Source organism: Enterobacter sp. MGH 24 (genome assembly GCF_000493015.1).
Lineage (GTDB): Bacteria > Pseudomonadota > Gammaproteobacteria > Enterobacterales > Enterobacteriaceae > Enterobacter.
Window position 1 is genome coordinate 3697993 of sequence record NZ_KI535657.1, and the last position, 12597, is coordinate 3710589.

The following is a 12597-nucleotide window of genomic DNA, read 5'->3' on the forward strand; positions in this document are numbered from 1 at the left end:
CGATGTTAAAAACAGAGCGATGCGGGTGACAAGTTAAGTTGTTTAATTTTGATAACCTTATAGCAAAATATTTTTAACATTTGATCTGTTTGAGTTACAACATGTTTTTCAGGAGGGGCGATAAGCGAACGTCCTTGTTCATTTATTGCTCATTGCGGAGGAGGAATTGCTAATCGGTTTAGATCACGCCGTCACCGCCGTCAGAACACCACACCTGGCCGGACGTAAAGGAACATTCATCCGAAGCCAGCGTGACGTACAGCGGGGCAATCTCGACGGGCTGGCCTGGACGTCCCAGGGGGGTGTCGCCACCGAACTCCTTCACTTTTTCCATCGGTTGCCCGCCGCTGGATTGCAGTACCGTCCAGTAAGGGCCGGGAGCAACCGCGTTAACGCGAATGCCTTTCGGACCCAGCTGCTTGGCTAAGGATTTGGTAAACACCGCCAGACAGGCTTTCGTCTGGGCATAGTCCAGCAAAACGGGGCTGGGCTTCACCGCCTGAACGGAGGAGGTATTAATGATAACGGATGAGGCTTTCAGGTGACGCAGCGCCGCCTTGGTGATCCAGAACGGAGCGTAGACGTTGGTTTTAAACGTCGCGTCAAAATCCTCGGTGGTCAGTTCTTCAAGCGATTCACGGAACTGCTGACGCCCCGCGTTGTTGACCAGAATATCCAGCCCGCCCAGCTTCGAGACGGCTTCTTCGACCAGATTCTGACAAAACGTTTCGTCCCGGACGTCCCCCGGCAGCGCGATAGCCTTGCGGCCTTCGGCTTCGATCAGCTCAATAACCTCGGAGGCATCTTTCTCTTCTTCAGGCAGATAGTTGATGGCAACGTCAGCGCCTTCACGAGCATAGGCGATAGCGACCGCGCGACCAATACCGGAGTCACCACCGGTAATCAGCGCTTTTTTGCCGGCGAGGCGGCCATGTCCTTTGTAGCTTGTTTCCCCGTGGTCGGGTACAGGCTGCATTTCTGATGCCAGTCCCGGCGGCGTTTGCGGCTGTTCCGGGAACGGGGGCTGCGGGTAAGCGTTCATACGTTGTTTTGTATCACTCATAGCTGACTCCTTAAGCCAAGGGGTGAGATTTGATGGATAACTGCAGCGTTAACGCTTCGCTGAATTATTTCTGCAAACGATCAACACGGACGACGGCAGGAGATGATTTTTTATCAAGCGAACCGTTGATGCTGATCATCTGGTCGGGTTTTACCGTTCTGCCGTCGAAAACTGCCTGGGGAATAATAACGTCGATTTTTCCGGTTTTATCCTGAAATACAAACTTATCGCCGCTACCGTCAATAAGATTACCGCGTAAAGAAATTGTCGCACCATCGTGCATTTCTTTTGCCTGGTCGATGGTCATAATACGCGCGTCATCGGTTCCGCGATATCCGCTATCAAGCGCGTGGGGCGGCGGTGGCGCTTCGCCTTTTTGTAAACCCTCGTTATTATCTGCCCATGCGGCCGGAACCAGAAATATCAATAAAGCGGAAATAAGTGATAATTTCATCCGATATCCTTCATTTAGCGTGTCTTGACTTATTAAGTATTGTTGCTATTCCTTTATGTGGCAAATGTGATAAGTCCTAAAAAGATTCGCGTGAGAAATCAAAATTATCGGTTAATAAGCGAAACGGTGACGACGGCCATGAAGCGTGAAAATGAAAAGTTACCCGGGATAGATGAGCATTACCGTTTGCTGACGTTTGAATACGCGTTTCGTCAGGTGGGGTTTATTGTTCTGTTAGTTATTATCGTCGCGGCGATTGCCGGTCTGTTTTCCAGCGGAACGATCAGCGATACGATCAAAACGAATTCCGCTAATTCACTGACCATACACTATGAACGCTTTGGACGACGGGAGACAGAGACGCGAATGGAGCTGGCGTTCCCGGTGCAAACAGAGGGAAAGTATGTCCTCAGCATGACCAGCGAGAGCAGCGAGGTTTACGAGCCCGGCAGCGTCTGGCCGCAGCCGGACAGCATGTTCAGCCGTGGAAAGACCCTCTATTTTGTCTATAACAACCTGAAAAAATCTGACAGCTTCTCAGTGTTACTCTTCACGACACCTTCCAGAGCCGGTAAATGGAACACCGTGCTCCGCGTCAACAGCGAGCCGGAGATTAACATCTGGCAATTTATCTACCCCTAGGAGGCTGATATGGATATGGTCTTTCGCGCGCTGGCTATTTATCTGTTTCTCATGGTGGTATTTAAAGTAGCAGGGCGTCGCGCGCTGCTGCAGATGACCAGCTTCGATCTCATTCTGCTCCTGATAATTAGTGAAGCCACACAGCAGGCGCTGCTCGGACAGGATTTTTCCGTCACCGGCGCGATGATTACCATTACCACGCTGGTGGTGGTTGACATTATATTTGGGCTGATGAAGAAATATTTTTCCCCGGTGGAGAATATTCTGGACGGTACGCCTGTGATTCTGGTCGAGAACGGCGTGCCGTTAGCCGATAAGCTGAAAAAAGTCGATGTCTCCTGTGATGATATTCTGGTGTCTGCGCGGCAGAATAATGGCATTACGGAAATAAGCGACATTAAATATGCCATACTTGAGCGCAATGGACATATTTCAATCATTCCTTTCGAGAAATAAGAGGCGGCAAGATGAGCAATCTTTTTCACGACAGCAATAATACCGTGAGTGAACTGACAAAAAAGCTGGCGAGCAAATTAACCGATCTCGGGCTTCGCTTAACCACCGCGGAATCCTGCACGGGCGGCAAGCTCTCGGTGGCGCTTTGCGCTGAGGAAAATACCGCTGAATTTTATGATGTCGGCCTGGTCGTGTTCAGCGACGAAGCCAAAACGCGGATCCTCGGCGTGCGTCCTGAGACGCTTGCGCGGTATACCGCCGTCAGCGAACAGACGGTTACCGAGATGGCCGCCAGTATCCGCGATATCGCCCAGGCGGATATCAGCATCGCCATTAGCGGCTACGCGGGCCAGGAAGGGGGCGACGACGGTACGGCGGCCGGCACGGTCTGCTTTGCGTGGAATATCCGTGGCGAGACGGAAACCCGCACCGTGCTTTTCTCCGGTGACTGTGAGGATGTGGTGGAAAAAGCGGTGCATTTCTCGCTGGCGGAGCTGCTGGCAGCATTGTCTGACGAGGATAACGGTTAAACTCACGGGGAGGTTCTATGGCTGTCATAGTGATTACCGGCGGAACGGCGGGCGTGGGAAAAGCCACGGCGCTGCACTTTGCAAAGGCAGGTTACGACGTCGGGCTCATCGCCCGCGATGAAGCCAGCCTGCACTCTACCCAGGAGGAGCTGCGGCGCTATGGCGTTAATGCCTACGCCGTGCAGGCGGACGTCGCCGACAGCCAGGCGGTGTTGGATGCCGCTAATGAAATTGAGTATCGCCTCGGCGCGATTGATGTCTGGGTGAACAACGCCATGGGGGCCGTCCTGGCACCGTTTCGAACCCTCACGCCGGACGAGTTTCGGCGCGTGACTGAGGTGACGTACCTCGGCTACGTGAACGGCACCCGCGCCGCGCTCGAGCTCATGGTACCCCGCGACAGGGGCGTGATTATCCAGGTCGGCTCCGCGCTGGCCTACCGTTCCATTCCACTGCAGTCAGCCTACTGCGGGGCCAAAGCGGCGATCCGCGGGTTCACCGATGCGGTGCGTACCGAGCTGATGCATGAGAACAGCCGGGTTCAGCTTTCGATGGTGCAGATGCCCGGGCTCAACACCCCGCAGTTCGAATGGGCGAGGAATAAGTTCGCCTGGGCGATGCGCCCGGTGCCGCCGGTCTTTGAGCCTGAGGTGGCCGCCAGCGCCATCTTCAGGGTGGCGCAAAAACCGGTGCGCGAGCTGTGGGTAGGCGGCAGCACCATCCAGTCCATCGTCGGGCAATTTTTCTTCCCCGGTTTTCTGGACCGGCTGATGGTAAAAAAGGCCTGGGAAGGCCAGATGACCGACGACCTCAACGCGCCGGATCGCCGGGACTATCTCGACCAGCCGGTTAACGACCTGCATAAAATCCACGGTCGCTTTACTGACGAGGCGAAAACCCGCGCGCCGTCCGTCACCTCAGGCATGCCGGGTAAAATGGCGCTGGGCGCCCTCGCGGTGGCAGGGTTAATGGTGACGCGGCTGATAACCCGCCGGAAACCGTAGTCAGCGCAGCGCGCTACGGTGCATCCAGAACCAGCGATAACCGTAGCCGCCAAGAGTGAGCTGAACCGTTTTGCCGCAAATCAGCGCGTCATCGTAGCGCTTGTCCTCGAGACAGGCGGTCCAGGTGGCGTTGCGGATCCCTTTTGCGGTGAACTGCACCGGCTGGTCGCTGAAGTTGACGAAGGTCAGGATGCTGCGCTCGTCGGTCTCGTAATAGAGCCCCAGCACCGCGTCATCATCGATTGTGATAAGCCGAAAGGGCGCAACGGCAATTTCGGGGAACTCCGAGCGGGTATTGGCAATATCGATTATCCGGTGCAGGAGCGAGTTGTGGTGAAGCAGCGAATCGGCGACGTTCACTTTCTGATAGCGGTAAGGGCCGTGGTCGATAATCGGTGCGATAAATTTTTCAGGGGCGGCTGCGGAGAAACCGCCCCCTTGCGATCCTGCCCACTGCATCGGGGTGCGAACGGCGTAGCGCTCCTCCAGCTCCAGGTCGTCACCCATGCCGATCTCATCGCCGTAGCGCATCACCGGGACACCCGGCAGGGAAAACAGCACCGCGTGGCAGAACGCCAGCCGCTTGCGATCGCCGTTGAGCATCGGCGCCAGGCGGCGGCGGATCCCGCGCTGATAGACGTTCATCTCTTCGTCAGGGGCGAAGGTATCGAGGACAAACTGTTTGTCTTTCTGACTAATGCCTTCAAGATCCAGCTCGTCGTGGTTGCGCAGCCAGTTAGCAAAACAGCAGGCATCAGGCGGGACAATCATCTTCTTCACCGCGTTGCGCAGCGGGCGGGCGCTTTTGCGGGCCAGGCTGACGTAAAAATACTTGTTGAGCCAGAAATTAAGCACCAGATTCAGGCGGTCATTATCGCCGAAGTAGTCTTTATAGGTCTCAACGTCTACGTCCACTTCACCCAGCAGGATCGCGTCCGGATTGCGCTCTTCGATAAGACGCCGCATATGTTCGAGGATCCACAGGCCCTTTTTTTCATCGCCGTTGCCCGCCTGCGTGGTGAGATGGGACGCGGCGTCGAGGCGAAATCCCGACACGCCCAGCTTGAGCCAGAAAAGGATGATGTTCTCAATCTCTTTTAACACAGCGGGCGAGGTGAGGTTCAGATCCGGCTCGTGGCGATAGAACATGTGGCGGTAGTATTGCCCCGCCTCGTCGTCCCAGCTCCAGATGCTCTTCTCCACGCCGGGGAACATGGGGGGCGTATCGTCCTCGTCGTTATCCGACCAGAGGTAGTAATCACGATAGGGTGACGCCGGGCTGCGGCGGGCCTGCTGGAACCAGGGATGTGCGTCTGACGTGTGCTGGATCAGCAGCTCGATAATGACCTGCATGCCCAGCTCGCGGGCCTGTTCGATAAAGGCGATGATATCGGCCAGTTTTCCGAAGCGGGGATCCACCTGGAGATGGTCGCTGACGTCATAGCCTTCATCAAGAAAAGGGGTCAGGTAAAACGGCGTGATCCAGATGACCGTCGCCCCCATGCGGCGAATATAGCGCAGCTTGGCCGCTATCCCGGCGATGTCCCCGCAGCCATCGCCGTTCAAATCATAAAATAGCGCGGTATCAATCTGATAAATAATGGCCCGTGTATGCCAGTCCGTCATAGCGTTCCTCAGTGATAGCCTTCAGTATCCGACACTTTGCCCCGGAAGACGTAGTAGCTCCAGGCGGTGTACACCAGGATCACCGGAATAATCAGCAACGTGCCTACCAGCATGAACAGCTGGCTGGCAGGCGGCGCTGCGGCTTCCCACAGGGTGATGCGCGGCGGAATAATGTGCGGCCAGAGGCTGATGCCGAGCCCGCTAAAGCCGAGGAAGATTAACCCAAGCGTCAGCAGGAACGGGCGGGCATGGCTGTTCGGATTGCGGGTCAGCCGCCAGATCCACAGGCTAAACACCGCGACCAGAATCGGGACGGGAAGGAACCAGAAGAAGTTGGGCAACGTGAACCAGCGTTCGGCCACGTACTGCCAGCCAAGCGGTGTCCAGATGCTCACCACGGCGATGACGACCATCAGCGCCAGCAGTACGTGGCGGGTCAGCTCGCGCATGCGGCTTTGCAGTGCACCTTCGCTTTTCATGATGAGCCAGGTAGTGCCCAGTAGCGTGTAGGCAACAACCAGCCCGATACCGCAGAAGAGGTTGAAGGGGGAGAGCCAGTCAAGCGCGGACCCTACGAAACGACGGCCTTCCACGTCGAAGCCGTTGATCATTGCGCCCACGACGATGCCCTGGCTGAAGGTCGCGAGCAGCGATCCGCCCGCAAAGGAGTAGTCCCAGAACTTCCGGTGCGACGGCGTTGCTTTAAAGCGAAACTCGAACGCCACGCCGCGAAAGATCAGGCCAATTAGCATGGCGGTAAGGGGAATGGTCAACGCATCCACGATCACCGCATAGGCCAGCGGAAAAGCGCCGAATAACCCTGCGCCACCGAGCACCAGCCAGGTTTCGTTGCCGTCCCAGACCGGCGCGACGCTGTTGACCATCACGTCGCGCTCTTTGGCATCGCTGACAAAGCTGAAGAGCATCCCAATCCCGAGGTCGAATCCGTCCATAACGATGTACATCAGCGTGGCAAACACAATGATGGCAAACCAGATAACTGAGATATCGACGCCCATCAGATTTTCTCCTCTTCCGGAACAGACTCGGCGGCAGACAGCGGACGCGCGGGCGTGCCCGAGGTGTTTGACGTCAGCGTATCAACGGGCTGCGGTCCTTTCTTAATCAGCCGGATAAGGTAAACATAGCCCACGCCAAACACCGACGTGTAGACGACGAAGAACGCCAGCAGGCTGATGCTCATCTGCAGGGTGCTGTGCAGCGATACCGCGTCGACGGTGCGCAGATAGCCATAGACCACCCACGGCTGGCGGCCCACTTCGGTGGTCACCCAGCCGGCGAGCAGCGCCAGCAGCCCGGCAGGCCCCATGCAGAGGGCGAACCAGTGGAACGGGCGAGAGTGGTAAAGCCGATGGCGATAGCGCAGCCAGACGCTGACCAGACCCAGGGTGATCATCAATAGCCCCATCCCGACCATGACGCGGAACGACCAGAAAACGATGGTTGAATTTGGACGATCCGCTTTCGGAAAGTCCTTCAGCGCCGGAACCTGCTTGTCCAGGCTGTGCGTCAGGATAAGGCTGCCGAGGGCGGGGATCTCAAGACCATATTTGGTGCGCTCCTCTTCCATATCCGGCAGGCCAAACAGCAGCAGCGGGGTGGCCTCGCCGGGCGGGTTTTCCCAGTGTCCCTCAATGGCGGCGATTTTAGCCGGCTGATGCTCAAGCGTGTTCAGGCCGTGCATATCGCCCACGACCGCCTGGATGGGGGCGACCAGCAGCGCCATCCACATCGCCATGGAAAACATGGTGCGCACGGTGGGCGTATCGTTACCGCGCAGCAGGTGCCATGCGCCCGACGCGCCGACAAACAGCGCGCTGCTCAGAAACGCGGCGATAGCCATATGAATAAGGCGGTAAGGGAAGGAGGGGTTAAAGACGATGGCCAGCCAGTCCTGCGGGATAACCTGTCCGTTCTCGATAGTGAAACCCTGCGGCGTATGCATCCAGCTGTTGGACGCGAGGATCCAGAAGGTCGACATCAGCGTGCCGAGCGCCACCATGCAGGTTGAGAAGAAATGCAGGCCCGGGCCAACCTTATTCCAGCCGAACATCATGACGCCGAGGAAGCCCGCTTCCAGGAAGAAGGCGGTTAACACCTCATAGGTCAGGAGTGGGCCGGTAATACTGCCTGCGAACTGTGAGAACCCGCTCCAGTTGGTGCCAAACTGGTACGCCATGACCAGCCCGGAAACGACACCCATCCCGAAGTTAACGGCAAATATCTTGAGCCAGAAATGGTAAAGCGAACGCCAGACGTCGTTTTTGGTGCGCAGCCACATACCCTCCAGCACAACCAGATAGCTGGCGAGGCCGATGGTGATCGCAGGAAAAAGGATATGAAACGAGACGGTAAAAGCGAACTGAATTCTGGCCAGATGGAACGCGTCGAGTTCGAACATGGTCCGTACCTCTGAAACGATGGGGCACGAGAATTGCCGGGCAGTTTATGGCTGCCCGGCAAAACCGATTACGGTTTAGTCTTACCGGCACCCAGCTCGGCACCGGTCAGCGGGTCGGAATGTGGATCGGACTTCGTGCGGGCAGACATCGCCTTGACCAGGGTTGCCTGTTCGGTCGTGAGCGTGACGCTTGCGCTGCCATCGCCGCCGTCAACCGCAGGCTGGGGGGACTCAACGTAATCGAAATGTTTATCGCTGTTCCAGCTTCCGCGAACCTCTCCACCTTCAGACATATTGTAGTACTTGTTGGTGAATTCCTCGATTGGCGGCAATTTTCCCGGCGGGAAATTATTACGGATAGACTGCAGCGCCTTCTCAAAGGAGAGCTGATGCGCCGCCTCGCGCGTCATCAGAAACGCCAGCGCATCCTTTACGCCGGGATCGTCGGTCACGTTGATCAGCCGTTCATAGATGATTTTCGCTCTGGCCTCTGCTGCCACGTTTGAGCGCAGGTCCGCCGTTGGCTCGCCGATGGTGTCCACGTAGGCCGCCGTCCAGGGCACGCCCGCAGAGTTAGTGAGCGGGGTGCCACCACCGTAGAGCAGGGAGGTAATATGGCTGTCATTGCCGTTTTCGGTCATGGACCGATACAGCTCGGCCTCGTTTTCCACCCCTTCCGCCAGCGCGCCTTTGGCACCTTTATTCAGCATGCCCACCAGGGTACCGATGATTTCGAGGTGGCTTAACTCCTCGGTCGCAATATCCATCAGCATATCTTTACGGCCAGGATCGTCATCGCTCAACCCTTGCGTAAAGTACCGGCAGGCGGCAGCCAGTTCGCCCTGCGGCCCACCGAACTGTTCCAGTAAAAGGTTGGCGAGGCCAGGGTTCGGTTCGGCAACGCGAACCGTGTATTGCAGCTGTTTGACGTGTCGGAACATGGCGATTCTCCCGGTTTATTTTTTCGCTTCGACGCCCGATGCGTCTGAACGCAGCAGGAACTGTTCCGTGGTCTGCGGAATATGACGAATCAACCAGTCGGCCATTTCGCGCTCTTCGGCGAGGATCGTCTCAATAGCGGGTATTGAGGCGGTATCGCCCGCTTTTTTCGCCGCCGCGAGCAGGGAGGTATAGCAGGCGATTTCAAACTGTTCGAAAACATAGCCGCTGATCGACCCCTTAACGATCTCATCAGACGGGAACATGCCGCCGATGGACTGCCCCAGCGCCGCCATTTTGCTCATCGAGTCTTTTAAAACTGAACGAGAAATATCATTCCGGTCGAGGATTTCTTCCAGCAAGGTAATTTGCCGTTTTGTCTCATTAATATGCTGCTCAATTCTGGCGCGAACATCAGGATAATTATCAATACGGCTGGCCATGGATTCCAGCATAGATTCGGCTTGCTTTTCCATCGCATGGGCATCGCGTAGCCAGTCATGGTAGTGTTCTACGTGATTCATCATTGTATCCTCATTAGGGTTCGCTTATTTGGTCTCACTTTCAGCAGCCTGATCGGCACGCGCGGCACTGTAGCCAGATAAATGGCCGACAATATTGGCGTAGATACTGATGATAATGACCCATAGCACGCTGCTCTTCCACCATATTACGGAAGGGATAGCGAGAATGAACCATATTATGGCTGCCGTTAAATGGCACCTTTTAATTGTCCTGGGACTGATGCTCATTTTATTTAACCTTTTTATTGCGTCATTTTTGCGCTTTTTGGTTAATATTTCCTACGGCCAGGTCGGTGAGTTTAAGATCGGTTTCTTTTTCTTCTTCCAGCGTTTCGGCCAGAAGTTTAACGGCTTTTTTATAGCCCAGCTGTTCTGCTAATGTCGCAAGGGTACCGTAGCTGGCAATTTCGTAATGCTCGACTTTTTGCGCGGCGGCAATTAACGCGGCATCACGCACTTCATTTTTTTCGGTGCTTTCAATGACCTCATTCGCTTCTTCAATTAAGCCTTCCATCGCCACGCATTTCATGCGCTTAATTTTGATACCGTCTTCCTGTTCGACGATCTGATCGATACGTTCAATCTGACCCTGCGTCTCTTCAAGGTGCGCGGTAAAGGCTGCGCTCAGTTTCTCACTGGAGGCGGCGCGGGCAAGCTTGCTGAGTGCTCGGGTAAGCTGCTTTTCCGCACTGTAGGTATCCGACAGAAGATGAATAAAAACATCCTCGACGCTTTTCATATTCATAATAATTACGCTCCGGTAAAATAAAGAAAGGGTACTGCGAGCTTTTCAGCCCGCAGCATGCTCTCTGGTTTTATTAAAAGAGTTTTAAATAAGATCAGGAGTTATCAGATTTACGGCCTCCGCCGTGACTGTTCTGGCCCCCTTTCTTACCCGCTTCGGATGCGCGTTGCGGATCGTTTTTAAAATTACCACCGCTGTGCTGGCCACCTTTACGTCCAGCTTCTGATGCTTTATCACGGTCTTCAGCGAAATTACCGGAACCACCACGATGCTCTGCCATATTAAACCTCATAGTCATATATTGGTTATGTCAGTACGATACGAAAATATCTCCGTATCACTCGTCGTTCGAGTAATAACTCTAGTCGCTGTGCGGCATCCGTCAAATGCGTTTGGCTATTTGCGGCTGCGTTATTTTTAAATATTTGTAAATTTGCGCTTCGCTTAAAATGGAAATATGGATAGGCAGGAGGGACTTGTAAACAGCCATTCGGATTAATCCTAACTTAGAACTAAAAATTTGAAAGGTGAGGGGAAAATAATGGCGCGCTCAAATTGGTTGATTTGCAGTCAGAAGAAAAGCAAAAAATACTCCTTTATAGCTAGTAAACGGAACCCTAAATAATTATAAGGAAAATCCTGGATAAAAGCGTTCAGGTCGAAAGGGCGGTTCCGTTCGGACCTGTTCAGGGCCAGTAGCACACGCTTTGACCACTGTCGTCTTAAGATCACAAATCAGAAATTCTTCCCCCCGGAAGGAACGGGTTTCTCTACACTCCAGGTAATATTCACTGGAGGCATGACATCATGGCGAACACCATCACGGCTGATGACATTCGGGAACGCTTTTCGCAGGCTATGTCGGCGATGTACCAGCAGGAAGTTCCGCAGTACGGCACCTTGCTCGAACTGGTTGCGGACGTCAACCTGGCGGTTCTGGAAAATAACCCACTTTTACATGAACAACTGGCTAACGCCGACGAGCTTGCGCGCCTGAACGTGGAGCGTCATGGGGCCATCCGCGTCGGCACGGCACAGGAACTTTCAACCCTGCGTCGTATGTTTGCCATTATGGGCATGTACCCGGTCAGCTATTACGATCTCTCGCAGGCGGGAGTACCGGTCCACTCAACGGCGTTTCGCCCGGTCGATGATGCGGCGCTCTGCCGTAATCCGTTCCGTATCTTTACTTCGCTGCTGCGTCTTGAGCTGATTGATAACGTCGCGCTGCGCGAACGTGCGGCAGAGATCCTGTCTCAGCGGAACATCTTTACCCCCCGTTGTCTGGAACTGATCGACCTCCATGACTCGGAAGGGCACTTTACTGACGCACAGGCTCACGAGTTTGTGCACGAAGCGTTAGAAACCTTCCGCTGGCACCGTCACGCGACCGTCGATCAGGAGACCTATCTGGCCCTGAGCAACGAGCATCGCCTGATTGCCGACGTGGTCTGCTTCCCGGGCTGCCATATTAACCACCTCACGCCGCGCACGCTGGATATTGATCGGGTGCAGGAGCTGATGCCGAAGTACGGTATCGAGCCGAAGATTTTGATTGAAGGGCCGCCGCGTCGCGAGGTGCCCGTCTTGCTGCGTCAAACCAGCTTCAAGGCGCTGGAAGAGCCAGTGCTGTTTGCCGGGGAACATAAGGGCACCCACACCGCGCGCTTTGGTGAGATTGAACAGCGCGGCGTGGCGCTGGCCCCGAAAGGCCGGGAACTGTACGATAGCCTCCTCGCCCAGGCCGGAACCGGTAAAGATAACCTCACGCACCAGCTGCATCTCCGGGAGATCTTTAGCGCCTTCCCGGACAGCGAAATGCTCATGCGCCGTCAGGAGTTGGCCTATTTCCGCTATCGCCTGACGCCATCAGGGGAAGCCCATCGCCATGCGTTTCGTCCGGGAGACGATCCGCAGCCGCTGATTGAGCGCGGATGGGTGGTTGCCCAGCCAATCACCTACGAAGATTTCCTCCCGGTCAGCGCCGCGGGAATTTTCCAGTCCAATCTTGGGAACGAAACCCAGGCCCGCAGCCACGGTAACGCCAGCCGCGATGCGTTTGAAGAGGCGCTGGGCTGCCCGGTGTATGACGAGTTTACGCTCTACCAGGAGGCGGAAACGCGCAGCAAACAGCGTTGCGGTTTGCTCTGAAATCGTTACTCTGCTGGGGTGTGATGGAAAAAATAAGGTCG

General features: G+C 55.3%; 15 protein-coding genes. 5 read left to right on the forward strand and 10 right to left on the reverse strand.

Annotated elements, in window-relative coordinates; genetic code table 11:
- Positions 1 to 178 precede the first annotated feature (178 nt).
- On the reverse strand, positions 179 to 1063 hold the full coding sequence (locus L370_RS04625) for an SDR family oxidoreductase (RefSeq protein WP_023335658.1): 885 nt from the start codon (positions 1061 to 1063) through the stop codon (positions 179 to 181).
- 64 nt (positions 1064 to 1127) lie between these two features.
- Positions 1128 to 1517, reverse strand: coding sequence for a YdeI family stress tolerance OB fold protein (locus L370_RS04620; protein WP_023335659.1), 390 nt, complete (start codon positions 1515 to 1517; stop codon positions 1128 to 1130).
- 138 nt (positions 1518 to 1655) lie between these two features.
- Between L370_RS04620 and L370_RS04615 the strand changes: the two genes are divergently transcribed.
- Genes L370_RS04615 through L370_RS04600 form a run of 4 tightly spaced genes read left to right on the forward strand, consistent with a single transcriptional unit; the run spans position 1656 to position 4149 of the window.
- Positions 1656 to 2159: a hypothetical protein gene (locus L370_RS04615; RefSeq protein WP_023335660.1), complete on the forward strand. Its 504-nt coding sequence runs from the start codon at positions 1656 to 1658 to the stop codon at positions 2157 to 2159.
- A 9-nt stretch (positions 2160 to 2168) separates the two neighbouring features.
- The gene (locus tag L370_RS04610; RefSeq protein ID WP_023335661.1) at positions 2169 to 2615 is read left to right on the forward strand and encodes a DUF421 domain-containing protein; all 447 of its coding nucleotides are present in this window, start codon (positions 2169 to 2171) and stop codon (positions 2613 to 2615) included.
- An 11-nt stretch (positions 2616 to 2626) separates the two neighbouring features.
- Positions 2627 to 3145, forward strand: a complete 519-nt coding sequence (locus L370_RS04605) for a 2-oxo-tetronate isomerase (protein WP_023335662.1) — start codon at positions 2627 to 2629, stop codon at positions 3143 to 3145.
- A gap of 17 nt (positions 3146 to 3162) precedes the next feature.
- Positions 3163 to 4149, forward strand: coding sequence for an SDR family oxidoreductase (locus L370_RS04600; protein ID WP_023335663.1), 987 nt, complete (start codon positions 3163 to 3165; stop codon positions 4147 to 4149).
- Here the strand turns inward: L370_RS04600 and L370_RS04595 are convergent, their stop codons facing one another.
- The 8 genes from L370_RS04595 to L370_RS04560 form a co-directional block, all read right to left on the reverse strand.
- Positions 4150 to 5775, reverse strand: coding sequence for an alpha-amylase family protein (locus L370_RS04595; RefSeq protein WP_023335664.1), 1626 nt, complete (start codon positions 5773 to 5775; stop codon positions 4150 to 4152).
- An 8-nt stretch (positions 5776 to 5783) separates the two neighbouring features.
- Entirely contained in the window at positions 5784 to 6794 is a 1011-nt protein-coding gene (gene cydB, locus L370_RS04590; protein ID WP_023335665.1) for a cytochrome d ubiquinol oxidase subunit II, read from the reverse strand.
- On the reverse strand, positions 6794 to 8197 hold the full coding sequence (locus tag L370_RS04585) for a cytochrome ubiquinol oxidase subunit I (protein WP_023335666.1): 1404 nt from the start codon (positions 8195 to 8197) through the stop codon (positions 6794 to 6796). Before L370_RS04585 ends, cydB begins: the two co-directional genes overlap by 1 nt.
- A 68-nt stretch (positions 8198 to 8265) precedes the next feature.
- Positions 8266 to 9138: a manganese catalase family protein gene (locus tag L370_RS04580; protein WP_008502274.1), complete on the reverse strand. Its 873-nt coding sequence runs from the start codon at positions 9136 to 9138 to the stop codon at positions 8266 to 8268.
- Between the two features lie 15 nt (positions 9139 to 9153).
- Positions 9154 to 9660 (reverse strand): ferritin-like domain-containing protein, encoded by a 507-nt coding sequence (locus tag L370_RS04575; RefSeq protein ID WP_014883791.1) that lies wholly within the window; start codon positions 9658 to 9660, stop codon positions 9154 to 9156.
- A gap of 24 nt (positions 9661 to 9684) precedes the next feature.
- Positions 9685 to 9888, reverse strand: coding sequence for a hypothetical protein (locus L370_RS04570; RefSeq protein WP_023335667.1), 204 nt, complete (start codon positions 9886 to 9888; stop codon positions 9685 to 9687).
- 22 nt (positions 9889 to 9910) lie between these two features.
- Positions 9911 to 10405 (reverse strand): YciE/YciF ferroxidase family protein, encoded by a 495-nt coding sequence (locus L370_RS04565; protein ID WP_023311678.1) that lies wholly within the window; start codon positions 10403 to 10405, stop codon positions 9911 to 9913.
- A gap of 94 nt (positions 10406 to 10499) precedes the next feature.
- Positions 10500 to 10685 carry a con-10 family general stress protein gene (locus L370_RS04560; protein ID WP_004136767.1) on the reverse strand — a complete coding sequence of 62 codons (186 nt, stop codon included), beginning with the start codon at positions 10683 to 10685 and terminating at the stop codon, positions 10500 to 10502.
- 527 nt (positions 10686 to 11212) lie between these two features.
- Between L370_RS04560 and L370_RS04555 the strand changes: the two genes are divergently transcribed.
- The gene (locus L370_RS04555; protein WP_023335669.1) at positions 11213 to 12556 is read left to right on the forward strand and encodes a 2-oxoadipate dioxygenase/decarboxylase HglS; all 1344 of its coding nucleotides are present in this window, start codon (positions 11213 to 11215) and stop codon (positions 12554 to 12556) included.
- Positions 12557 to 12597 lie beyond the last annotated feature (41 nt).